Consider the following 20,492-nt stretch of genomic DNA (forward strand, 5'->3'; position numbering starts at 1 on the left):
CGCGTGAGGAGCGGGCGATCCGTGGTCATGCCCGGAGTGTAGGCAGATTTCCCGGCGGTGAACGGGGTGTCCACCTGACGGGAAGTCAGCCGCCGGTGGCGCGGCGGAGGTGCGCGGCGATCAGGTCGTAGGTCCGCTGGGCGGCGCCGGGTGCGATGCCGAGGAGGTCGTAACCGTGGTCGGCGCCGGTCACGTCGTGGTGCTCCACCAGCGAACCGGCCACGTCGAGCTTGCGGGCGTAGGTGATCGCCTCGGCGCGCAGGCGGTCCAGTTCGGCGGTGATCACCAGCGCCGGGGCGATGCCCGCGAGGCCGTCGGCGTTTTCGCCCCAGGCGGGGGAAGCGAGGCGGTGGCCGCGCCGCGTCCGGTCGGGAATGTAGGCGGTGTCGAAAATCTCGGACATCCACGGCGCGATGACCGCCTTGCGGCCGAGCGGGGAGTGCTTGTCCCTGGCTTGGGTGACCAGGTCCAGCGGTGGGTAGTGCAGCACCTGCAGGGCGAGGGTGGGGCCGCCGGTTTCCCAGGCGAGGCGGGCAGCTCCGGCGGCGAGCGCGCCGCCCGCGCTCTGGCCGCCGACGGTCAGCTTGCCGCCGTCCCAGTCGCGCTCGTCCGAGGCGGCCCAGGTGAGCACGTCGTGCAGTTGTTCGACGGGGACGGGGAAGCGTCGGCGCGGGGCGAGGGCGTAACTGGTGTTGACCACGACGACGCGGGCGTGGGTGGCGAGGTGGCGGCAGAGGGCGTCGTCGAGGGCGGGTTTTCCGGCGACGTAACCGCCGCCGTGGGCGTTGACGTGGACGGCGGGGGTGGTGCCGGTGGGCGGGTGGTAGAGCGTGGCGCGGACGTCGCCGTGGCGGGTGGGGATGGAGATTTCCTCGGTTTGCACGGGAAATCCGGGGTCGGCCGGCTTCTGCCGGTCGGCGAGCTTGGCGAACGCGCGGGCGACGAGGTCGGCGACCGGCGGGAACGACAGGATCGACATGGGTGTCCTTCAGCTCGCTTGGTGGAACTCCAGCGCTACACCGGTGCGGTCGGGGAGGGGGGTGAGCGTGCCGACCAGGGCGGCGTCGTTGAGCCAGGCATACGGCCCCTCGGCGGGGGCTTCAATACGCGGCTTGGTGATCCCGACTGGGGTGCTTGGGCCACCCTCGGTGGTGGCCCCGTGCGGTGGCTTGTCGAGGCGCGGACGGCTCTCGGCGGTGGCGTCGTGCGGTGTGTCGCCTTCAGTGGTGGTGGCGGCGAAGCGCAGTGTGCCTTCGTTCGTGATGGTCAGCACGGCGCCATCGCGCGTCCGCACCAGGTAGCGGGCTGACACCTCCGCGACACCGTCGGGGCGCATCAGGTTCCAGTCCGCGCCGAGGGGCAGGACGTCGCCTTCGATGTGGGGGCCGGTCGCGCTGCCGCCGGTGATCGGGATGATCCGGCGGTGCCCGCCCGGCACGGGGCCCGCGTCGACCGGGGTGCCGATCAGCACGGTCAGCCGGGCCACGAGGGCGGTCATCGCGCCAGCCCCAGCCCGCGCCACAACCGGTGCAGCCGCTCGGCGAACCGCTCCGGATCGGGTTCCTCGTCGTCGAGCAACCAGGCGTTGATGATCGAGCCCATGCCGCCGGTGAAGAACACCGCCAGATCGTCCAAGGTTTCCGGATCGACCTCCGCCGCGGCGAACAGCTGCCGGTTGACCGGGGCGAGCAGTTCACCCAGCGCGCGGGTGAACTCGAAGGCACACGGCCCGGACAGCATCGCGCGGTAGAACGCGCGATGCCCGGCGAAGTGCTCGACCGCCGCCATCAGCGCGGACCCGGTGCGCGTGAGCAGTTCACGGCGGGCCAGGTCGACCGCCGCGCCGACGAGCAACGCGTCGCGGTTGGCGAAGTGCAGGTACACCAGCTGCCTGCTGACCCCGGCCGCCTCGGCCAGCTCGGTGATCGGCACGGCGGTGGTGCCGCGCTCGGACACCAGGCGCACGGCCGCCTCGAACAACGCGGCGCGGGATCGCACCACACGGCGGTCGGGGGCTCGGGTCTCGGTGGCCACGCACCGTTTATACACAGGTGTAAATAAGTGGACAAGTGTCAAATTGCCCGAGTGTCCGCTGTGGACGGTCATCCCACAGTGCGGGTGCCGTTGCGCCCGGTCGCCACCCGGCCGCACGCTCGGCGCAGATCCCCTTCTGGAACGGAGCCCTCGATGACCGTGGAAGTGCAGCAGCCGCTCAACTCCGTCGACCTCGAAGCCGTGGGCGGCCTGGTGGCCGCCGTCCAGGCCGACGCCGAGAAGGCGAAGACGACCTGGGCCGCGCACGTGAGCTGGCAGGGCGGGTTCCGCTCGTCGGCCAAGGTGCGTGCCTTCGACCCCACGCCGTCCGACGAGCCACCCGCCCTCGGCGGCGGTGACAGCGCGGCGAACCCGGTCGAGCAGCTGCTGAGCGCACTGGGCAACTGCTTGGCCGTCGGGTACGCCGCGAACGCCACCGTCGCCGGCATCCAGCTCGACGCCCTCACCATCGACGTGAAGGGCGACGTGGACCTGCACGTCTTCCTCGGCCTGACCGAGGGCCACGCGGGCTTCGACTCGATCACGGCGAACGTGAAGATCTCCTCGCCCGCGTCACGCGAGGAGTTGGAAGCCTTGCACACCAAGGTGATTGCCAGCTCCCCGGTCGGTCACACGCTGAACAACGCAGTGCCGGTCAACGTCCGGCTGGCCTAGCCGAGCGGTTCAGCGCCACCCCGCCCAGCACCACGGCGAGCAGGCCGATCACCAGCGCCACGACGCCGCCGCCCAGGCCGTTGCCGGTGCCGGCGCCACCGTCGGCGGTGACCACGATCAGTCCGCCGACGACCATCCCGACGGCTCCGGCCGCCACGGCGATGACGGCACCACGGCGCCAGGCGCGGGCGAGTGCGAGTCCGCCGGTGATCACGCCCGCCAAGCCCAGGGCTCCGGCGATGAGGGCGCCGATTCGTCCCGGCCCCAGGGAATAGGCGTCGGCGGCGAGCAACACGGTCATGGTGACCTCCTTCGTTCGGTTCCGCCGAGAATGGCCGCGCGGTCCCCTGCCGGTCGTCGTGCGGGCGCAGACAGTTCCGGCCGCGGCGCTACCACGGCCGCGGTAGGCGGGAAGTCTTCTCGTGGAGGACTTCTTCGCGCGCGTGGCCGATTAGGGTGCACGCATGAACCGGATCGGTGCCGGAGACTGGGTGATCGCCGCCGGGGTGGCGGCGACGCTCCTGATCGCGGGGCTGTCCGGGCACGACGGGCCGGGCGGCCTCGCCCCGCTGGGGTACGCGTTGCTCGTGGCGGGCGGGCTGTCCTTGGCCGGGCGCCGCCGCGCCCCGGTCGTGGTGCTGGCGGTGACCGGGCTCTGTGCACTGGGCTACCAGGCGGCCGGTTTCGACGTGCCGGTCATCGCGTACCTGTTCGCGGTGTACGCCGCGGTGCGCGCGGGCCACCGCTGGGTCACCGTGGTGGCTTCGGTGCTCATGCTGGCCGTCCTCCCGCTGGCCATCCTGTTGTCCTCGCACGAATTGCCCACCGGAGAGCTCTTCGCCCGCTCCAGGGACGTGCTCGAAATCGCCTGGCTCATCGCGGCCGGTGCGGCGGGCGAAGCGCTGCGGCAGGCCGAGCGCCGGGCCGACGAGGCGGAGCGCACCCGCGAGGAGACCGCGCGCCGCCGCGCCGACGAGGAACGGCTGCACATCGCCCGCGAACTGCACGACTCGCTCACCCACCAGATCTCGGTGATCAAGGTGCAGGCCGAGGTCGCCGTGCACCTCGCGCGGAAACGGGGTGAGGAGGTGCCCGAAGCGGTGCTCGCCATCCGCGAAGCCGGGCGGGAGGCGGCCAGGGAACTCCGCGCGACGCTGGAAGCACTGCGCGAGGACGACCCGAACCCCGCGCGCGGCCTCGGCGACGTCCCGGAACTGGTGCGGCGGGCGCGGTCCACCGGCCTGGACGCGCGGCTGACGATCGGGGGAGACCGCACCGACGTACCGGAAGCGGTCGGCCGGACCGCCTACCGGATCGTCCAGGAGTCGCTGACCAACGTCGCCCGGCACGCCGCCGCCACCAGCGCGACGGTCCGGATCGAACACCGCCCCGGCGCGCTCGCCATCCGGATCGACGACGACGGCAAGGCCACCGTCGGGCCCTCACCGGAACCCGGCGTCGGGTTGCTCGGCATGCGCGAGCGGGTCACCGCGCTCGGGGGCAGCCTGAGCGCCGCACCCCGTGGTGAGGGCGGATTCACCGTCCAGGCCGAACTGCCGGTGGATCCGTGATCCGGGTACTGCTGGCTGACGACCAGCCGCTCCTGCGCAGCGGGTTCCGCGCCCTGTTGGACATCGAGGACGACATCGAGGTGGTGGCGGAGGCCGCCGACGGGGGCGAGGCGGTGGCGCTGGCCCGGCGGCACCTGCCCGATCTCGCGCTCGTCGACATCCAGATGCCGGGCGTCGACGGCATCGAGGCGACCCGCCGCATCGCCGCGGATCCGGCACTGGCCGCCGTGCACGTGGTCATCCTGACCAACTACGGGCTGGACGAGTACGTCTACGAGGCGTTGCGGGCGGGCGCGGCGGGCTTCCTCGTCAAGGACATCCAGCCGGAGGACTTCCTGCACGCGGTGCGCGTCGCCGCGCGGGGTGACGCGCTGCTCGCGCCGTCGATCACGCGGAAGCTGATCGACCGGTACGTCGCCCAGCCGCCCGGCACCGGCGCGGGACTGGCGGAACTGACCAACCGCGAACGCGAGACCGTGGCACTGGTCGCGCGCGGCCTGTCCAACGACCAGATCGCGGCTCGCCTGGTGATCAGCCCGCTCACCGCCAAGACCCACGTCAACCGGGCGATGACCAAGCTGCGCGCCCGCGACCGCGCGCAGCTCGTGATCCTCGCCTACGAATCCGGTCTCGTGGTCCCGCGCGTGCCCGAAGAGGGTTAGGCCCGCATCGAGGCGACCACACCGCCGTCGACGAGCAGGTCGGTGCCGGTGATGAAGGTGGCCTGCGGGCCCAGCAGGAAGGCCGCCGCGTCGGCGATGTCGTCCGGGGTGCCGATCCGGCCGGTGCCGGAGCGGTCGACCATCGCGCGGATCGTCTGGCCGGACGGGCCGTCCAGTTCCGCGCGGCCCATCGCGGTGGCGATGATCCCCGGGCTGATGGAGTTCACGCGGGCGCCTCGCCGTCCCCAGGTGTTCGCCGCGGCCTGCACGCGCAAAGCGTTGGCGCGCTTGGAGATCGCGTAGGCGCCCTGGGGGCCGAGCGCGTCCGGGGACAGGAACGGGAGGTCCAGCAGCTCGGCGGCGGGAGTGGTGGCGAGCGCGCGCTGCTGGTCGACCGGCAGCTCCTGCTGCAGGTGCCCGGCCATGCTGGCGATCACCACACCCGCGCCACCGGGCGCGACCACCCGCGCGAACTCGTCCAGCACCAGCGCGACGCCGCGCAGGTCGACGCGCAGCACGGCCTCGGCAGCCGCCTGTTCCGGCGAAAGGCCAGCCGTGTGCACGACGTGCGTGACGCGGCCCAACTCCGCGGCCGCGTCGGCCAGCGCGGCGACTGCCTCGCGGTCGGACACGTCGGTCACCAGTGTGGTGACGTCGTGGCCTTCGTCCCGCAACGCCTCGGCGGCGGAGGTCAGGGCCGGTTCGCTGAAGTCGGCGAGCAGCGTCCGTCGCCCGGCGGCCAGCCGCCGGGCGATGGCCAGGCCGATCCCGCCCGTCCCGGTGAGCACTACGACATCGTTCATCCGACAGCCTTTCCGAGCGCGCGCAAGGCGCTCTCACGCAGGGCTCGCATCAGCGGCGCGTCCGGCATCAGCGAGAAGGCGCCGTGGTACATGCCCGGCACCACCTCCACCTCGCACCGGTCGAGGCGCCGCGCGTAGTCCACGTTCTCGTCGTGGAACAGGTCCAGGTCGCCCACCCCGATCCAGGCGGGCGGGAGACCGGTGAGATCGGCGCGCCGGGCGGGCACGGCGTGCGGCCGGTCCTCGTGCTCGCCCGGGGCGTGCCCGAGGTAGGCGGTCCAGCCGAACTTGTTCGAGGCGGGCGTCCACACCAGGGTCTTCGGGCGGTCGGTCAACGTGGTCCGGTCGTCCAGCATCGGGTAGACCAGCAGCTGGAAGCACACGCCGAACTCGCCGCGATCGTGCGCGCGCTGGGCGAGCGCGGCCGCGAGCCCGCCACCGGCGCTCTCCCCGCCGACCGCGATCCTGGCCGGGTCGACGCCCAGCTCGCCCGCGTGCTCGTGCAGCCACGCCAGTGCCGAATAGCAGTCGTCCAGCCCGGCGGGGAACGGGTGCTCCGGGGCCAGCCGGTAGTTCACGCTGACCACGGGAATGCCGAGTTCCCTGGCGAACCACGCGCACGTGGCGTGATCGGTCAGCGCGTCGCCCATGATGTAGCCGCCGCCGTGGATCCACAGCAGCGCGCCCGACGGCTCGGTCCGGCCGGGCACGTCGTAGGTGTAGACCTCGGCACCGCCGGGCAGGGGCCGCTTTTCCACCGTGACGCCCACGGGGATCGGCGCCGGTGGCATCGGCGCGAGCCGGATCAACCGCAACACGGCCCGGCTGCCGATGTCGAACGGGAGCCGCAGCATGATCGGCCCGCGCAGTTCCGGCGCCACGGTTTCGAGCAGGCGCGAGCGCGCCCGTGTGCTCTTGACGACCGCCGCCGCCCCGGCCGCGGCCACCGCGGCGAGGCCGAACCTCCAGCCGTTCACCGGCTTCTCCCTTCGAGCGGAAGGCTTTCCGCCGAGCCCGGACAATTCACTGGCGAGCCCGTGTTACCCCACGTATACACTGATCTTGCCGGCCGCATCGTGGCGCTCTGGCCCCATCCGACTTTCCTGTGAGGTGCTTTACCCATGCCCGGCCCCGCCACCGCGACCGAGACCACCGCGGCCGAGCGCGACACCACCCCGGCGCGGGCCGGCCTGCTCATCGGCGTGATGGTCATCGCCGCCTTCGTGATGATCCTCAACGAGACGATCCTCAGCGTCGCGCTGCGTGACCTGACCGTGGACCTGTCCGTGTCCACCACCACCGTGCAGTGGCTGACCAGCGGGTTCCTGCTGACCATGGCGGTGGTCATCCCGACCACCGGCTTCCTGCTCGAGCGGTTCACCCCGCGCCAGGTCCTGCTCGCCTCGCTGACCCTGTTCAGCTCGGGCACCCTGCTCAGCGGCCTGGCGCCCGGGTTCGAGGTGCTGCTGGCCGGCCGGGTGGTGCAGGCGTGCGGTACCGCGATGATGCTGCCGCTGCTGATGACCTCGGTGATGCGCCTGGTGCCGCCGGAGCGGCGGGGCGCGACGATGGGCACGATCACCATCGTCATCGCGGTCGCCCCGGCGATCGGGCCGACCGTCGGTGGTGCGGTGCTGTCTTCGCTGGGGTGGCGCTGGATGTTCTGGATCGTGCTGCCGCTGGCGCTGGCCGCGCTGGCCGTCGGCGTGGTCTGGTTCCGGCTCGACGGCCACCCGCGCAAGGTGCCGCTGGACGTGGCTTCGGTGCTGCTGTCGGCGGTCGGCTTCGGCGGGGTGCTCTACGGGCTCGCGTCGTTCGGCGAGGGCAGCGGGGAGTCCCACCCGGTGCCGCCGTGGGTCCCGGTGGCGGTCGGTGCCGTGGCGCTGGTGGTGTTCACCTGGCGGCAGACCCGGCTGCAGCGCGAGGACCGCGCCCTGCTCGACCTGCGCCCGTTCACCCACCGCAGTTTCGTGGTGGCGCTGACGCTGACCGCGCTGCTGTTCGTCTGCCTGATCGGGGTCGCGTCGATCATGCTGCCGCTGTACCTGCAGACCGTGCTGCGCACGTCCACGTTCGTCAGCGGGCTGGCGGTGCTGCCCGGCGGGCTGGTGCTCGGCCTGCTCGGCCGCCCGGTCGGCGCGTTGTTCGACCGGTTCGGCGCCCGGCCGCTGGTGATCCCTGGCGCGGCGGCGATGGCGACCTCGCTGTGGTTGTTCGCCACGATGGGGCCGGAGACACCGCTGCCGGTGGTCATCGCGATCAACGTGCTGCTGATGGCCGGGCTCGGGTTCATGATGACGCCGCTGATGGCGGAGTCGCTCGGCGTGCTGCCCGAGCACCTGCATTCCCACGGCAGCGCCATTCTCGCCACGCTGCAGCAGGTAGCCGGGGCGTTCGGCACGGCGGTCTTCGTCAGCGTGGCCACGCTCGGCAGCGCCGCGGGGGCCACCGGCCCGGACGCGGCGGGCCTGCGCACCGCGTTCATCGTGGCCGGGGTGGTCGGGGTGGCGGCGCTGATCACGTCGCTGTTCGTGCGGCGCCAGGCCGCGGACCGGCCGTCAGTCGCGACGGCCGGTCACGGGCACTGAGGTCACTGGCAGGCTTCGCAGTCGGGGTCGTCGATGCGGCAGGCGGCCCCGTCGGTGAGTTCGAAGTCGAAGTCGTCGAGCGCCGGGACGGCGAGGCCGGTGGTCTCTTCGGGCGTTGCGGTGGCGGACAAGGTCACTCCTCAAGCGCGGGAACGGTTTCCTATCCCTCTGTAGCGCCCAAGATCGACAGGCATTCCGTGACCCGTGCCACACTGGTCGCCGGCGGGAGGAGCAGCGCATGGCGGTCGCCGCGGCGATCACGTTCACCTGGCTCGGGCTGGTGCTGGGGATCTCGTTCCTGGAAGCACCGCTGAAGTTCCGCGCTCCCGGGGTGACGCTGCCACTGGGCCTGGGCATCGGGCGGCTGGTGTTCGCCGCGCTGAACCGGGTCGAGGTGGTGCTCGCGGTGGCGGTGTGGGCGGCGCTGCTACTGGGCGCCCGCACGACGGCGGCACTGGTGGCCGCGGGGGCGGTGAGCGTGGTGCTGCTGGTGCAGTTGGCCGCCGTGCGCCCGGCGCTGACGCGCCGCTCGGACCGGGTGCTCGCCGGTGAGGAGGGGCCGCGGAGCCACGCGCACCTGGTCTACATCGGACTCGAGGTGGTGAAGGTGGCGGCCCTGATCACGCTGGGTACCTTCGCACTCGGCGGCTGACGTGTCCTGAGGCCTCGGGCCCGTCCGGGCGCCCCGGTGCTGTGAATGTGGCTTTCACTGCCGAATCCGCAGTGAAAGCCACATTCACTGCGTCGGGCCGGGGTTCGTGCGGCGTGCGGCGGCCAGGAAGCCACCGGCCGCGTGCAGGAAGAGGGTGCGCAGTTCCCGCTCGCTGACGTCCGGTTTTTCCAGCCACTGCGCCAGAACCGCCTCGATGAACGCGATCCAGCCGTGCACCGCGTGGCGCAGGAGCGGGGTGTCCGGCAGCGGCGGCTTCCCGAGTTCGGCGCCCGTCCGCCGCAGGCCGTCGAGCATCATTTCGGCCTGGCGGTCCCGGCCCGCCTGGACGATCGCGCGCAGTTCGGGGTCGGCGCCGGTGTTCTGCGCGAGCAGCAGCCGCGTGCTTTCGCCGTACTCCTTGGCCCACGCGATCACCGCGTCCAGCACCGCCGCCGTGCGCTCGCCCGGTGGCAGGTCCGGATCGGGGGCGGTCCGCGCCGCCAGCTCCTCACCGGCCGCCCGCACGACCTCCAGGTACAGCGCCCGCTTCCCGGTGAAGTAGTAGTACAGCAGCCCCTTGGCCAGCCCGGCCTCGGCGGCGATCTCGTCGATCGACACCGCCTCGTAGCCGCGCCGGGCGAACAACCGGCGCCCGGCGTCGAGCAGCGCGCGCTCGGGATCGCCCCGGCGGGCACGCGAAGGCCTGGTCACACCCGCGCAGCCTACCCGGGTTGAATCCCGGTCAACTTCTTGACCGCTATTCAAACTCGCCAGTAGCCTCCCTGTGACCCACCTCACCCCGGGAGCTGACCATGGCCTCGAAACGACGACGTTTCGCCTTGTCCGCCGCGGTGGCGGTGACCGCCGCCCTGCTCGCCGCCCCACCCGCCTCGGCCACCGAAGACGCCGGAGACCGGTACGTCGCGCTCGGCGACTCCTTCACCTCCGGCCCGCTGATCCCGAACCAGGTGTCCCTGCCGTGCCTGCGTTCGGACCACAACTACCCCTCACTGGTCGCCGCCGAGCTGGATCCGGCGGAGTTCGTCGACGTCAGCTGCGGCGGCGCGACCACCCGCGACCTGACCGGCCGCCAGTTCGGATTCGTGCCACCGCAGTACGACGCGCTGACCGAGGACACCGACCTGGTCACCATGGGCATGGGCGGCAACGACGTCGGCTTCGGCGAGATCGTGGTGACCTGCAGCCTGCTCGCGGTCACCGATCCCCACGGCGCACCCTGCGAGAAGCACTACACCGCGGGTGGCACGGACCAGCTGCGCGAGCGGTTCGAGGAGTTCGCGCCGAAACTGGGCGACGCCATCGACGGCATCCGCGAACGGGCGCCGAAGGCGCGGATCGTGCTGGTCGGCTACCCGGCGATCCTGCCGGAATCCGGTGGCTGCTTCCCGATCGTGCCGATCGCCGCGGGCGATGTGTCCTATCTGGACGGTGTGGAGCAGGCGCTCAACGAGGTGGTCGCCGACCAGGCCGCGAGCCACGGCGCGGAGTACGTGGACACCTTCACCGCGAGCCGCGGGCACGACGTGTGCACCCCGCCGGGCACCAAGTGGGTCGAGGGCCTGTTCCCGACCGCGCCCGCGGCGCCCATCCACCCCAACCTGCTCGGCATGAAGGACAGCGCCCGCGCGGTGCTGGCGCACCTGGGCTGAAGGGGGTTCTGGCCGGCTCGCGAGTGTTGGGGGGCGGTACCCCGCGAGCCGGCCGGTCCCCCCAGTGGGGTCTGGGATCCCCACAGGACTGGGTTCGCGCGGTGGTCACGCTAGTCCGGCGGGCGCCCCCGGGGTGTCACCCGTTCGCACCACACGGGAACATGCCGTCGAGCAGTACCTGCACCAGCCGCCGCACCGCCTCCGGGCGGTCCCGCGGCGCCGGGCCGCCGGAAAGCGCGGCTTCGAGCATTTCGAACAGCAGCGCCAGATCCGCGGGCTGGATGTCGCGGCGCAGCGTGCCGTCTCGCTGTGCTTCGTCGAACGCGGGCCGCAGCACGGCGATCAGCGAGTGGGTGATCTGCCGCTGGCTGCGTTCGGGCAGTTCGCGGAACAGGCGGACCAGCGAGCGGCGCTCGGCCTGCATGGACAGCACGGTGTGCAGCAGCTCCCGGAACGACGGGCGCTGCCGCACCACCAGCTTGAGCGCGCTCAGGTGCTCGGCGGCCACGCCCAGCGCGAGTGCCTTGCGGTCGGGGAAGTGCCGGTAGACCGTGGCGCGGCCGAGTCCGGCGCGGCGCGCGATGTCCTCCAGCGCCACCGTGCCCTCGGTCTCGGTGAAGGCCTGGTCGGCCGCGCGCAGGATCGTCTCCCGGTTGCGGCGGGCGTCCACGCGCCGGGGCGCAGCCGGGGGCACTGGGCGCATGGAGTTACAGGCTACTCATGAGTAGTGAGACGGGCAATCGGTTCGATCTCTCGGTTCGGCTCCCTAATGTAGCCCTCGGTAACCACTCGATCGCTCCCCTCGGAGGACCGCCTGTGCCCAGTTTGAGCCGCCGTTCCGTACTCGCGGGTGCCGCCGCCGCGACCGGCCTGACCCTCCTCGGCAGCGGCAGCGCGGCCGCCGGGATCCGGCTCACCCGCGAGGAGCACCGCGTGGTGATCATCGGTTCCGGCTTCGGCGGGGGCGTGACCGCGCTGCGGCTCGCGGAGGCGGGCGTGCCGGTGATCGTGCTCGAACGCGGCCGCCGCTGGCCGACCGGCCCGGACGCGGAGACCTTCCCGCACGCCACCGCGCCGGACAAGCGGATGTTCTGGTTGGGCTCGGCGCCCTCGCTGCCGGGGATCCCCTCCGTGCCGTTCGAGCCGTACACCGGGTTGCTGGAGCAGGTTCCCGGCCGGGGCATGAGCATGATGTGCGCGGCGGGCGTCGGCGGTGGCTCGCTGGTGTACCAGGGCATGACCCTGCAGCCGACCGCCGAGCTGTTCGACAGCTGCTTCCCGGCCCAGCTCGACTACGCGGAAATGGACCGCGTCCACTACCCGCGCGTGGCTCGGATGCTGGGCGTGGAAACCGCGCCGGACGAGCTGATCGAAAGCAAAACCTACGCCGCCGCAAGGGTTTTCGCCGCCAGTGCGGAGAAGGCGGGTTACGGCGTCTCGAAGATCCCGATGCCGATCGACTGGACCTACGCCCTGCGTGAACTCGATGGCGAGATGCGACCGTCCTACACGAACGGTGACTGCTCGCTCGGCGTGAACAACGGCGGCAAGCATTCGGTCGACGTGACCTACCTGGCCGCCGCGGAGGCCACCGGACGGTGCACGGTGGCGACCCAGCACAACGTCACCGAGGTGGCCAGGGCGGCGGACGGCCGGTGGGAGATCAGCGTCGACCGCATCAACACGCGCGGCGAGGTGCTGGAGCAGAAGTTGCTGACCACCAAGTCGCTCGTGCTCGCGGCCGGGACGGCGAACACCACGCGCCTGCTGATGCGTGCCGCGGCCAAGGGCACCATTCCCGATCTGCCGGACGGCCTCGGCACCGGCTGGGGCAGCAACGGCGACCGGATCTACACCTGGACCGACCTCGCCGACGACTTCGGGGCCCCGCAGGGCGGCCCGGTGATCTACGGCAGCAAGGAGTGGGACGACCCGGCGCTGGCCAACACGGTCATCCAGGCGTCCCTGCCACCGCTGCCCGACCTGCGGACGACCATGCTGGTCGGCTTCGGCGTGAGCGAGGGTCGCGGCCGGCTCGTCTACGACGCGGCCAAGGACGACGTGGTGCTGCACTGGCCCGCCGACGCCGATCGCGCGCTCGCCCGGCGCATCCACGAGCGGATCTCGAAGATCGCCGGTCCGCTGAGCGTGCTGCTGGACACCACCGCGGTCGCGCCGACCACCTGGCACCCGCTGGGCGGCGCGGCGATGGGCTCGGTGTGCGACCTGGAAGGCCGGGTGCTCGGGCAGCGCGGCCTGTACGTGCTCGACGGCGCGCTGATGCCGGGCACCACCGCCGCCTGCAACCCGTCGATGACCATCGCCGCGGTGGCCGAGCGGGCACTGTCCCGGCTGGTCACCACCGGCGAGTTCTGACGCTGTACCCCGCAACTCGACGAGGAGTTCAGATGCGCAGCTTCGGCAAGACGTGGCGGGCGTTCGCGCTCGTGGTGGTCGCCGCGTTGTCGTTGTCCATGGTGGGTTCGGCTCCCGTGCTGGCCGCCGATCCACCGCAGGGGCCCGAAGGCGACGCCTTCTACACGCCGCCGTCGCCGTTGCCGGAAGGCGGCAACGGGGACGTGATCTGGTGGCGGCAGCTGCCCGGTCAGCTCGGTGCGCGCGGGTACCTGGTGCTCTACCGGTCCACTTCGGCCACCGGCACGCCGATCGCGGTGTCCGGCCGGGTGCTGGTGCCCACCGCGGCGTGGACCGGGGCGGGGGAGCGGCCGATCGTCTCGGTCGCGAGCGGGACCCGGGGCATCGGTGACTCGTGCGCGCCGTCGAAGTTCCAGCCGGACTACGAGAAACCGCTGTTCATCGACGCGATGCTGCGGAAGGGCTGGGCGGTGGCGATCACCGACTACGAGGGCCTCGGCACGCCGGGAACGCACACGTACGTGGTCGGCCAGTCCGAAGGCCGCTCGGTGATCGACGCGGTGCGCGCGGCGACACGACTCCCGGCGGCCGGGCTGGCGTCCGGTGGTCCGGTGGCGTTCTCCGGGTATTCGCAGGGCGGCGGGGGAGCGGCGTGGGCCGGGGAACTGGCGCCGTCGTACGCCCCCGAACTGGACGTAGTCGGCATCACCGCGGGCGGTACCCCGGCCGATCTGACCGCCGTTTCGCAGTTCCTGGACGGCAGCATCGGGTTCGGCTTCCTGCTGCTGTCGGCGCTGGGGCTGGACGCCGCCTACCCCGAACTGGACCTGCCCGACTACCTCAACGCCAAGGGCCGCGAGCTGTACGAGACCCAGCAGGGCGCCTGCGTGGACGCGGTGTTCGGGTACGCGTTCGGGCACATCGCGGACTACACGACGTCGAACCCGCTGGCCGAACCGGACTGGCAGGCGCGGCTGGCGGAGAACGAGCTCGGCACGCGGGCGCCGGAGGCGCCGATCTACCTGTTCCACGGGCTCGGCGACGAGATCATCCCGCTGGCGCAGGCCCAGGAGCTGCGCTCGCGGTACTGCGCGGCCGGGGTCGACGTGCAGTGGGCGACGTTCCTCGGCGAGCACGTCACGACGCTGGTGTTCTCGGCGCCGGACGTGCTCGGTTACCTCGGCGACCGGTTCGCCGGGAAGCCGGTGAAGAGCAACTGCTAACCGCGGCGGCGGGGCTTCCCCCGTCTGGGCGCCCCGCGCTGCTGGGGTTTCTTCGGCGGCTGGGCCTTGGGCTTCGGCTTGGCCTTGGGCTTCGCGGGTTCCGGCTGGCGGCCGCGGGTGCTGTTCACCGTGCGGCCGCGCACGATCCCGATGAACTGCTCCATCAGGTCCGTGGTCTCCTCCTCCAGCCACGACAGCGCCACCTGCGACTCCGGGGCGTCGGTCAGCGGCCGGTAGGTGAGGTCGCGGCGGTGGTGCAGGCGGGCCAGGGACTGCGGCACGACGAGCAGGCCGACGCCCGCGGCAACCAGCTCGACGGCGTCGCCGGTGGTGGCGGGCCGGTGGAGCGCGAGTTCTCCCGGCGGCTGTTCCCAGCCGAGGGTGTAGTCGAGCGGGTGCAGCAGCACGTCGTCGGCGAGGTCCACGGTGGACACCTCGTCGGCGGCGGCGATCAGGTGGTCCTTGGGCACCACGACCACGGTGTTCTCGGTGTACAGCGGGATCGCGTGCAGACCGGTCCGGTCGATCGGCAGGCGCAGCAGGGCCGCGTCGGCGCCGCGGTCGCGGATCTTCGCCTCGGCCTCGCCCGGCGGGACCTGGAGCAGGTGCAGCGGCACCCGCGGCAGGCGTTCCGACCAGATCCGCGCCCACTTGCCCGGCGTCACACCCGGCACGTACGCGAGGCTGAAGGATTCGGTCACGGCGGCCAGATTACCGGGCGTGATCGGGCTGGTTACCCTGGAGGGCATGACGTCGCACAAGACCTCCCAGACGATGAAGCCGGCGACCGCGGCGAAGAAGCTGGGCGTGTACCTCGAGGCCACCCCGGCCCGGTTCCAGGAGGGTGTCGTCTCGCGCGACGAGCTGAACGCGCTGCAGGCGGACCCGCCGGAGTGGCTGCGCGACCTCCGCCGGAACGGCCCGCACCCGCGGCAGGTCGCGGCCGCGAAGCTGGGCATCTCGATCGGCGGCCTGGCGCGGGCCGGGCTGACCGACCCGCTGACCACCGAGCAGATCGACACGCTCAAGGCGGAGAACCCGGAGTGGCTGGAGCGGGAACGCGCCACGCAGGCGGAGGTGCGGAAGGAAGCCGCCCGCCTGAAGGAGAAGTCCGACCGGAACTGAGGTCGAATGCTATGAGTGGGGCATTACTTGCGTTGAATGCAAGTAATGCCCCACTCATAGCATTGGGCCGGTGGGGTCAGACGCTGCGCAGGACCGAGACGACCACGCCCAGGATCACCGCGCGGTCCCCGTCGATCACCTCGTAGGCCGGGTTCCGCGGCTCCAGGTACACGTGCCCGTTCCGCCGCCGGTACACCTTCACCGTCGCCTCCTCGTCGATCATGGCGGCGACGATCTGCCCCGAGTGCGCCTCGTGCTGCTGGCGCACCACCACGGTGTCGCCGTCGCAGATGGCGGCGTCGATCATCGAGTCCCCGCGCACCTGCAGCCCGAACACGGTGCCGCGCCCGGCGAACTGCCGCGGCAGCGTGAGCACGTCGTCCACGTGCTCCTCCGCCGAGATCGGGGTGCCCGCCGCGATGTGCCCGACCACCGGCACGCTCACCGAATCCCCGTCCGCCCGCTGCGACGCGGAACCACGCAGGAACAGGCGCACGTCGATCGGCCGCGACACGGTGGCGCCCCGCCGGAGGAAGCCCTTCTCCTCCAGCGCCGCCAGGTGCTTCGACACCGAGGACGAGGACCGCAGGCCGACCGCTTCGCCGAGTTCGCGGGTGCTGGGCGAGTACCCGTGCCGGTTCACCCAGTCCTGGATGGTGACCAGGATCCGTTGCTGGCGCTCGGGCAGGGCCGAGGCGTCCAGGTGATCCAGCTCGTCGAACTCGTGGTAGGCGGTCATCCGCGCATGGTACCGGCCCTCCACAGTGGACTCAGTGGACGGTCCGCGTGGCCTCGTACCAGTTCTCGCCGACCGGCTCGCCCGCGAGGTTCCAGCTCCACGAGACCACCGGCGTGATCGGCAGGTAGTGCCCGGGCCCGACCGTGCCGACCCGCTCCTGCGGCACCCCGGCCCGCCCGTACACCCGGATTCCCCTGGCCACGAACGGGTCCATCGAGACCAGGTCGTCGACCACCAGCGCCACCCGGTCCTGCCCGGCGGCCACGTTGCGGAACTTCCGCGTGTGCACCACCGTGGCGCCACCACCGACCCAGAACCCGGCGCCGTCGAACTCGAACGCCACCGGCACCACGTCCGGCTGCCCTTCCGCCGAGACGGTGGACAGCCGGGCCAGCGGCTGCGAGCGCAGGTACGCGATCTCTTCTTCGCTGAAGGCCATGGACGGGGACTCCTTTCGTGTGGATGGTCACTGCCTACACGAACGGAGCCCCCCGCGGATCGACAATCAGCCTGCCGGGCGAACCGCGAAATCGTCGAAGGACGCCGCCGCGCCGAACACCCGGACGCCGTTCGCGCCGGTGGGGTGGGTGCCGTCGGTGACCCGCAGCTTCGGCGTGCTCAGGTCGTCGACGTAGACCTCGATGACCGGCCCGGTCGCGGTGACGCGCAGGTGGCGGGCCTGGCCGATGGCCCCGGCCAGCGGCGCCGACGCCAGTTCGGTCCACGAGTTGCCGGCGCGCCCGAGCACCACGCGGCCGGACGCGCTGATCCCGGCGTAGTACCCGGCGTAGCTGTCGGTGCCCACCGCGGCCTTCGTCGCCCGGAACACCACCCCCGCGTCGCCGCGGCTGGAGGTGAGCCGCACCTTCGTGTCCTGCGTGAAGTCGGCGAAGTTGGTGTCCAGCAACGCTTTCCCGCCCGCCGACCGGTCGGCCCGCAGCTGCCCGGCGCGAGCGGTCCACTGCCCGCCGTAGGTCTTCCACCCGAACGTGTTGCCGTCGGCGAAGTTGTCCTCGACCTTCATGGTGATCCGCGCGATGGTGCCGTCGGGGTGGAAGTTCATCCGGTCGTAGGCGAGCTGCCGGTGGTTCCCGTCGGTCTCGCTGAGCGGACGGCGGTGGTAGACGATGTACCAGATGTCGGTGCCGGGCACGTTGATCACGGAGTTGTGCCCGGACCCGCGCGCGACCGCCGGGTCCTGCGCGAGCACCTTGTCGAGCTTGGTGAACGGCCCGGTCGGCGAGTCGGCCATGGCGTAGGAGACCGAGTAGTTCGGCCCGGTCCAGCCGCCCTCGGACCACATCAGGTAGTACTTGCCGCCGCGCTTGAACATCTGCGAACCCTCGACGTACTCCGGGTTCGGGGTGATCTCGCGGTAGGTGGTGCCGTCGTCGAAGGTGCCGAGGCTGGTCATGTCGGCGTTGAGCTTGACCACGTTGGCGTGCCCCCAGCCGCCGTAGTACATGTACGCCTGACCGTCGTCGTCGATGAAGACGTCCTGGTCGATCGGCTGGGCGCCGTTGTGGAAGCGGTCGATCAGCGGTTTGCCCAGCGCGTCGCGGTACGGGCCCTCCGGCCGGTCGGAGACGGCCACGCCGATGCCGCCGAGTTCGTTGTCGCTCTGGATGTCGTTCGCGGCGAAGTACAGGAAGTACTTGCCGTCGCGCTCGATCGGGGCCGGCGCCCAGACCGCCTTCTCCGCCCACGAGACGTTCTCGGTGGTCAGCACGTTCGGGTGCTTGGTCCAGTGCACGAGGTCCTTGGACGAGAACGCGTCGAGATGGGTCTGCTCGGCGTAGACACGCGAGGTGGTCGGGAAGACCCAATAGGTGTTGTCGTAGATCGCCACGTCCGGATCGGCGTACCAGCCGTCGACGAACGGGTTGCCCGCTTCGGCGGTGCCGTAGTCGGGGACGGCGGGTGCGGCCGGCGCCACTCCCGGATTGGTCACCGTACTGAACACGAGCAGGGCGGCCAGCGCCCCGGTGGCGAGTCTTCTCGGGAGAGCGGTCATCTTCGGCAGCTCCTGCACGCTATTCAACAACAACGAACATCTTCGGAAAAGATTGCACGACATCGGACAGGCTGGTCAAGCGTCCACCAGGGGGCCGCGTGATAGCGTGCGCTCGCCAGTCGTAGGGAATCCGGTGTGAATCCGGAGCTGACGCGCAGCGGTGAGCGGCGACGGGCAGGACAGTGGCCACTGGACTCCGGTCCGGGAAGGCGTTCTGCTCGGACGACCCCGAGTCCGAAGACCTGCTGGCACCCCGGCGCCGCCGGGGTCGTTGACCGACCGGGCTCCGCGTTCGAGCCCTCGACGCAGGGATTTCCGTGCCGAAAATCCGTTCTCCCCACCTGCTGCTCGCCGCGGCGCTGTGCCTCAGCGCCTGCGGGACCGACCCCGCGCCGCAAGCTCAGGCCACGACGACCGTGGAAAACTGTGGTCACCAGGTGCCGGTGGGCAAGCCGCCCGAGCGCGCGGTCGCGCTGAACCAGGGCAGCGCCGAGATCATGCTCGCGCTGGGCCTGGCCGACCGGATGGCGGGCACCGCCACCTGGACCGACCCGGTGCTGCCCGCGCTGGCCGCCGACAACGCGAAGGTGCCGCGCCTGGCGGAGAACAACCCGTCCTTCGAGGCCGTGCTGGCCACCGAACCGGACTTCGTCGCGGCCTCGTTCGTCTCCACGCTCGGCGAGGGCGGGGTGGCCACGCGCGAGCAGTTCGAGCAGCTGGGTGTGCCGACCTACGTCTCGCCCACCGACTGCCTCAAGGACAACACCGCCGGCGGTGACGGCGTGCGGACCGAGACGCTGACCATGGACGTGGTCTACACCGAGATCCGGCAGCTGGCCGCGGTGTTCGGCGTCGGGCCACGCGGTGAGCAGCTGGTGAGCGAGTTGCAGGGCCGGATGCAGCGCGCGTCGACGCGGGCCGGTGGGACCAGCGTGCTGTACTGGTTCGCCAACGCCGAATCGCCGTACCTGGCCGGGTGCTGCGGCGCGCCCGGCGTGATCACCACCGCGCTCGGGCTGAAGAACGTCTTCGACGACACCCGCGCGGAATGGCCGCAGATCAACTGGGAGACGGTGGCCGAGCGGAATCCGCGGGTGATCGTGCTCGGTGACCTCACCCGGCGTTCGCAGACCGCGGAGAACGGGGAAGCGAAGATCGCCTTCCTCGAGTCCCATCCGGTCACCAAGGACCTCGACGCGGTGAAGAACAAGCGGTACGTGCTGCTCAGCGGTCAGGCGATGAACCCGTCGCTGCGGACCGTGGACGGGACCGAGCAGGTCGGCGAGGCGCTGCGGAAGTTCGGCCTGGCGTGAGGCGGCCGCCGCCGACCGGGCCGCAGGTCGCCTGGTTCTGCGTGCTGGGCCTCGGCCTGCTCGTGGTGTCGATCGCGGTGGCCATCACCATCGGCCCGGCCGGGATCGGCATCGGCGAGGTCTATTCGACCGTGCTGGCCCACCTCGGCCTCGGCGAGCCGGTGCTCGCCCCGCTGCGGGACGGCATCGTCTGGCACCTGCGGCTCCCGCGGGCGCTGCTCGCGGCGGTGTGCGGGGCCGGGCTCGCGGTGTGCGGCGTGGTGATGCAGTCGCTGCTGCGCAACCCGCTGGCCGAGCCGTTCGTGCTGGGCGTGTCCTCGGGTGCGTCGACCGGCGCGGTGCTGGTGGTCGTGCTCGGTGTGGGCGGGGGCGTGATCTCCTTGTCCGCCGGGGCTTTCGCCGGTGCCGCGGTGTCGTTCGCCGCGGTGCTGGTGCTGAGCCGCATCGTCGGTGGCAGCACCGACCGGGTGGTGCTGTCCGGGGTCGCGGCGATGCAGTTGTTCTCCGCGCTCACCTCGTTCATCGTGCTCACCGCCGCCGACGCGGAAACCACGCGCGGGGTGTTGTTCTGGCTGCTCGGCTCGTTCGCCAGTGCCTCGTGGACCGAGGTCGCGGTGTGCGCGGCGGTGCTGGCCGTGTCGCTGGCCGTCTGCTTCGGGCACGCCCGCGCGCTGGACGTGTTCGCGCTCGGGCAGGACACCGCGGCCGCGCTGGGGGTGGCGGTCGGGCGCATCCGGATCGTGCTGTTGTGCGCCACCGCGTTGCTGACCGCCGCGCTGGTCAGCTCGGTCGGCGCGGTGGGCTTCGTCGGGCTGGTGCTGCCGCACGCGGTGCGGGCGCTGACCGGGCCGGGGCACAGCCGCCTGCTGCCGGTCACCGCGGTGGCCGGGGCGGTGTTCCTGGTCTGGGTGGACACCCTGGCCCGCACCGCGCTCGACCCGCAGGAGGTGCCGGTCGGCGTGGTGACCTCGATCATCGGCGTGCCGGCGTTCGTGGTCATCCTGTACCGGACCGCCCGGCCCCGCGAGCGGGTGGGTCAGTAGAACC

The 20,492-nt window shown here is 71.8% G+C and carries 24 protein-coding genes and 1 riboswitch; of the genes, 11 read left to right on the plus strand and 13 right to left on the minus strand.

Annotated elements, in window-relative coordinates; all coding sequences use genetic code 11:
* Positions 1–85: 85 nt before the first annotated feature.
* Genes JYK18_RS32700 through JYK18_RS32710 form a run of 3 tightly spaced genes read right to left on the minus strand, consistent with a single transcriptional unit; the run spans position 86 to position 2,034 of the window.
* Positions 86–979 (minus strand): alpha/beta hydrolase fold domain-containing protein, encoded by an 894-nt coding sequence (locus JYK18_RS32700; protein WP_206807261.1) that lies wholly within the window; start codon positions 977–979, stop codon positions 86–88.
* Between the two features lie 9 nt (positions 980–988).
* Positions 989–1,498 carry a DUF3237 family protein gene (locus tag JYK18_RS32705; protein WP_206807262.1) on the minus strand — a complete coding sequence of 170 codons (510 nt, stop codon included), beginning with the start codon at positions 1,496–1,498 and terminating at the stop codon, positions 989–991.
* Positions 1,495–2,034 carry a TetR family transcriptional regulator gene (locus JYK18_RS32710; protein WP_307796161.1) on the minus strand — a complete coding sequence of 180 codons (540 nt, stop codon included), beginning with the start codon at positions 2,032–2,034 and terminating at the stop codon, positions 1,495–1,497. The genes JYK18_RS32705 and JYK18_RS32710 overlap by 4 nt, the downstream gene beginning before the upstream one ends.
* 153 nt (positions 2,035–2,187) lie before the next feature.
* Between JYK18_RS32710 and JYK18_RS32715 the strand changes: the two genes are divergently transcribed.
* Positions 2,188–2,709, plus strand: a complete 522-nt coding sequence (locus JYK18_RS32715; RefSeq protein ID WP_206807264.1) for an OsmC family protein — start codon at positions 2,188–2,190, stop codon at positions 2,707–2,709.
* Here the strand turns inward: JYK18_RS32715 and JYK18_RS32720 are convergent.
* Positions 2,690–3,010: a DUF6223 family protein gene (locus tag JYK18_RS32720; protein ID WP_206807265.1), complete on the minus strand. Its 321-nt coding sequence runs from the start codon at positions 3,008–3,010 to the stop codon at positions 2,690–2,692. The genes JYK18_RS32715 and JYK18_RS32720 overlap by 20 nt on opposite strands.
* Positions 3,011–3,173: 163 nt before the next feature.
* Here JYK18_RS32720 and JYK18_RS32725 point away from each other — a divergent pair, with 163 nt between their 5' ends.
* Both JYK18_RS32725 and JYK18_RS32730 read left to right on the plus strand, forming a co-directional pair.
* On the plus strand, positions 3,174–4,280 hold the full coding sequence (locus tag JYK18_RS32725; protein WP_206807266.1) for a sensor histidine kinase: 1,107 nt from the start codon (positions 3,174–3,176) through the stop codon (positions 4,278–4,280).
* Positions 4,277–4,942, plus strand: a complete 666-nt coding sequence (locus JYK18_RS32730; RefSeq protein ID WP_206807267.1) for a response regulator transcription factor — start codon at positions 4,277–4,279, stop codon at positions 4,940–4,942. Before JYK18_RS32725 ends, JYK18_RS32730 begins: the two co-directional genes overlap by 4 nt.
* Here the strand turns inward: JYK18_RS32730 and JYK18_RS32735 are convergent.
* Together JYK18_RS32735 and JYK18_RS32740 are read right to left on the minus strand one after the other, a co-directional pair.
* Positions 4,939–5,745 carry an SDR family oxidoreductase gene (locus tag JYK18_RS32735; protein ID WP_206807268.1) on the minus strand — a complete coding sequence of 269 codons (807 nt, stop codon included), beginning with the start codon at positions 5,743–5,745 and terminating at the stop codon, positions 4,939–4,941. The two genes, JYK18_RS32730 and JYK18_RS32735, sit on opposite strands and share 4 nt — an antisense overlap.
* The gene (locus JYK18_RS32740; protein WP_307796162.1) at positions 5,742–6,722 is read right to left on the minus strand and encodes an alpha/beta hydrolase; all 981 of its coding nucleotides are present in this window, start codon (positions 6,720–6,722) and stop codon (positions 5,742–5,744) included. The genes JYK18_RS32735 and JYK18_RS32740 overlap by 4 nt, the downstream gene beginning before the upstream one ends.
* Positions 6,723–6,866: 144 nt before the next feature.
* Between JYK18_RS32740 and JYK18_RS32745 the strand changes: the two genes are divergently transcribed.
* Positions 6,867–8,333, plus strand: coding sequence for a DHA2 family efflux MFS transporter permease subunit (locus JYK18_RS32745; protein ID WP_206807269.1), 1,467 nt, complete (start codon positions 6,867–6,869; stop codon positions 8,331–8,333).
* A gap of 2 nt (positions 8,334–8,335) precedes the next feature.
* Here the strand turns inward: JYK18_RS32745 and JYK18_RS47695 are convergent, their stop codons facing one another.
* A complete protein-coding gene (locus JYK18_RS47695; protein WP_277992309.1) occupies positions 8,336–8,464 on the minus strand; it encodes a hypothetical protein in 129 nt (42 codons plus the stop codon).
* Between the two features lie 107 nt (positions 8,465–8,571).
* On the opposite strand from JYK18_RS47695, the gene JYK18_RS32750 reads away from it, so the two are divergent.
* On the plus strand, positions 8,572–8,985 hold the full coding sequence (locus tag JYK18_RS32750; RefSeq protein WP_206807270.1) for a hypothetical protein: 414 nt from the start codon (positions 8,572–8,574) through the stop codon (positions 8,983–8,985).
* A gap of 84 nt (positions 8,986–9,069) precedes the next feature.
* Here JYK18_RS32750 and JYK18_RS32755 read toward each other — a convergent pair whose 3' ends face one another.
* Positions 9,070–9,696, minus strand: a complete 627-nt coding sequence (locus JYK18_RS32755; protein WP_206807271.1) for a TetR/AcrR family transcriptional regulator — start codon at positions 9,694–9,696, stop codon at positions 9,070–9,072.
* Positions 9,697–9,797: 101 nt separating this feature from the next.
* Here JYK18_RS32755 and JYK18_RS32760 point away from each other — a divergent pair, with 101 nt between their 5' ends.
* On the plus strand, positions 9,798–10,655 hold the full coding sequence (locus JYK18_RS32760) for an SGNH/GDSL hydrolase family protein (protein ID WP_206807272.1): 858 nt from the start codon (positions 9,798–9,800) through the stop codon (positions 10,653–10,655).
* Positions 10,656–10,791: 136 nt separating this feature from the next.
* On the opposite strand, the gene JYK18_RS32765 is transcribed toward JYK18_RS32760, so the two are convergent.
* Complete coding sequence (locus JYK18_RS32765) at positions 10,792–11,358, minus strand: TetR/AcrR family transcriptional regulator (RefSeq protein WP_206807273.1); 567 nt, start codon at positions 11,356–11,358, stop codon at positions 10,792–10,794.
* Positions 11,359–11,471: 113 nt separating this feature from the next.
* On the opposite strand from JYK18_RS32765, the gene JYK18_RS32770 reads away from it, so the two are divergent.
* Together JYK18_RS32770 and JYK18_RS32775 are read left to right on the plus strand one after the other, a co-directional pair.
* Positions 11,472–13,031 carry a GMC oxidoreductase gene (locus tag JYK18_RS32770; RefSeq protein ID WP_206807274.1) on the plus strand — a complete coding sequence of 520 codons (1,560 nt, stop codon included), beginning with the start codon at positions 11,472–11,474 and terminating at the stop codon, positions 13,029–13,031.
* Positions 13,032–13,063: 32 nt separating this feature from the next.
* Positions 13,064–14,254 (plus strand): lipase family protein, encoded by a 1,191-nt coding sequence (locus tag JYK18_RS32775; protein ID WP_206807275.1) that lies wholly within the window; start codon positions 13,064–13,066, stop codon positions 14,252–14,254.
* Here the strand turns inward: JYK18_RS32775 and JYK18_RS32780 are convergent.
* Positions 14,251–15,003: a LysR substrate-binding domain-containing protein gene (locus JYK18_RS32780; protein WP_206807276.1), complete on the minus strand. Its 753-nt coding sequence runs from the start codon at positions 15,001–15,003 to the stop codon at positions 14,251–14,253. The two genes, JYK18_RS32775 and JYK18_RS32780, sit on opposite strands and share 4 nt — an antisense overlap.
* Between JYK18_RS32780 and JYK18_RS32785 the strand changes: the two genes are divergently transcribed.
* Positions 15,002–15,379 carry a DUF5997 family protein gene (locus JYK18_RS32785; protein ID WP_206807277.1) on the plus strand — a complete coding sequence of 126 codons (378 nt, stop codon included), beginning with the start codon at positions 15,002–15,004 and terminating at the stop codon, positions 15,377–15,379. The two genes, JYK18_RS32780 and JYK18_RS32785, sit on opposite strands and share 2 nt — an antisense overlap.
* Before the next feature lie 76 nt (positions 15,380–15,455).
* Here JYK18_RS32785 and lexA read toward each other — a convergent pair whose 3' ends face one another.
* The 3 genes from lexA to JYK18_RS32800 form a co-directional block, all read right to left on the minus strand.
* A complete protein-coding gene (lexA, locus tag JYK18_RS32790) occupies positions 15,456–16,118 on the minus strand; it encodes a transcriptional repressor LexA (RefSeq protein WP_206807278.1) in 663 nt (220 codons plus the stop codon).
* 31 nt (positions 16,119–16,149) lie between these two features.
* Positions 16,150–16,557, minus strand: coding sequence for a PPOX class F420-dependent oxidoreductase (locus tag JYK18_RS32795; protein ID WP_206807279.1), 408 nt, complete (start codon positions 16,555–16,557; stop codon positions 16,150–16,152).
* A 66-nt stretch (positions 16,558–16,623) separates the two neighbouring features.
* Complete coding sequence (locus JYK18_RS32800; protein ID WP_206807280.1) at positions 16,624–18,132, minus strand: glycoside hydrolase family 43 protein; 1,509 nt, start codon at positions 18,130–18,132, stop codon at positions 16,624–16,626.
* Between the two features lie 99 nt (positions 18,133–18,231).
* A riboswitch (cobalamin riboswitch) is annotated at positions 18,232–18,397 on the plus strand.
* Between the two features lie 52 nt (positions 18,398–18,449).
* Here JYK18_RS32800 and JYK18_RS32805 point away from each other — a divergent pair.
* Both JYK18_RS32805 and JYK18_RS32810 read left to right on the plus strand, forming a co-directional pair.
* Entirely contained in the window at positions 18,450–19,445 is a 996-nt protein-coding gene (locus tag JYK18_RS32805) for an ABC transporter substrate-binding protein (RefSeq protein WP_307796163.1), read from the plus strand.
* Positions 19,442–20,488: an iron ABC transporter permease gene (locus JYK18_RS32810; RefSeq protein ID WP_206807281.1), complete on the plus strand. Its 1,047-nt coding sequence runs from the start codon at positions 19,442–19,444 to the stop codon at positions 20,486–20,488. The genes JYK18_RS32805 and JYK18_RS32810 overlap by 4 nt, the downstream gene beginning before the upstream one ends.
* Positions 20,489–20,492: the final 4 nt, after the last annotated feature.

The sequence above is a fragment of the Amycolatopsis sp. 195334CR genome, assembly GCF_017309385.1.
Classification (GTDB): Bacteria; Actinomycetota; Actinomycetes; order Mycobacteriales; family Pseudonocardiaceae; genus Amycolatopsis.

Coding starts and splice junctions, on each gene's coding strand:
- JYK18_RS32700 (WP_206807261.1), bottom strand. CDS start 979: ATGTCGATCCTGTCGTTCCCGCCGGTCGCCGACCTCGTCGCCCGCGCG.
- JYK18_RS32705 (WP_206807262.1), bottom strand. CDS start 1,498: ATGACCGCCCTCGTGGCCCGGCTGACCGTGCTGATCGGCACCCCGGTC.
- JYK18_RS32715 (WP_206807264.1), top strand. CDS start 2,188: ATGACCGTGGAAGTGCAGCAGCCGCTCAACTCCGTCGACCTCGAAGCC.
- JYK18_RS32720 (WP_206807265.1), bottom strand. CDS start 3,010: ATGACCGTGTTGCTCGCCGCCGACGCCTATTCCCTGGGGCCGGGACGA.
- JYK18_RS32725 (WP_206807266.1), top strand. CDS start 3,174: ATGAACCGGATCGGTGCCGGAGACTGGGTGATCGCCGCCGGGGTGGCG.
- JYK18_RS32735 (WP_206807268.1), bottom strand. CDS start 5,745: ATGAACGATGTCGTAGTGCTCACCGGGACGGGCGGGATCGGCCTGGCC.
- JYK18_RS32745 (WP_206807269.1), top strand. CDS start 6,867: ATGCCCGGCCCCGCCACCGCGACCGAGACCACCGCGGCCGAGCGCGAC.
- JYK18_RS32750 (WP_206807270.1), top strand. CDS start 8,572: ATGGCGGTCGCCGCGGCGATCACGTTCACCTGGCTCGGGCTGGTGCTG.
- JYK18_RS32760 (WP_206807272.1), top strand. CDS start 9,798: ATGGCCTCGAAACGACGACGTTTCGCCTTGTCCGCCGCGGTGGCGGTG.
- JYK18_RS32765 (WP_206807273.1), bottom strand. CDS start 11,358: ATGCGCCCAGTGCCCCCGGCTGCGCCCCGGCGCGTGGACGCCCGCCGC.
- JYK18_RS32775 (WP_206807275.1), top strand. CDS start 13,064: ATGCGCAGCTTCGGCAAGACGTGGCGGGCGTTCGCGCTCGTGGTGGTC.
- JYK18_RS32785 (WP_206807277.1), top strand. CDS start 15,002: ATGACGTCGCACAAGACCTCCCAGACGATGAAGCCGGCGACCGCGGCG.
- JYK18_RS32780 (WP_206807276.1), bottom strand. CDS start 15,003: ATGCCCTCCAGGGTAACCAGCCCGATCACGCCCGGTAATCTGGCCGCC.
- lexA (WP_206807278.1), bottom strand. CDS start 16,118: ATGACCGCCTACCACGAGTTCGACGAGCTGGATCACCTGGACGCCTCG.
- JYK18_RS32795 (WP_206807279.1), bottom strand. CDS start 16,557: ATGGCCTTCAGCGAAGAAGAGATCGCGTACCTGCGCTCGCAGCCGCTG.
- JYK18_RS32800 (WP_206807280.1), bottom strand. CDS start 18,132: ATGACCGCTCTCCCGAGAAGACTCGCCACCGGGGCGCTGGCCGCCCTG.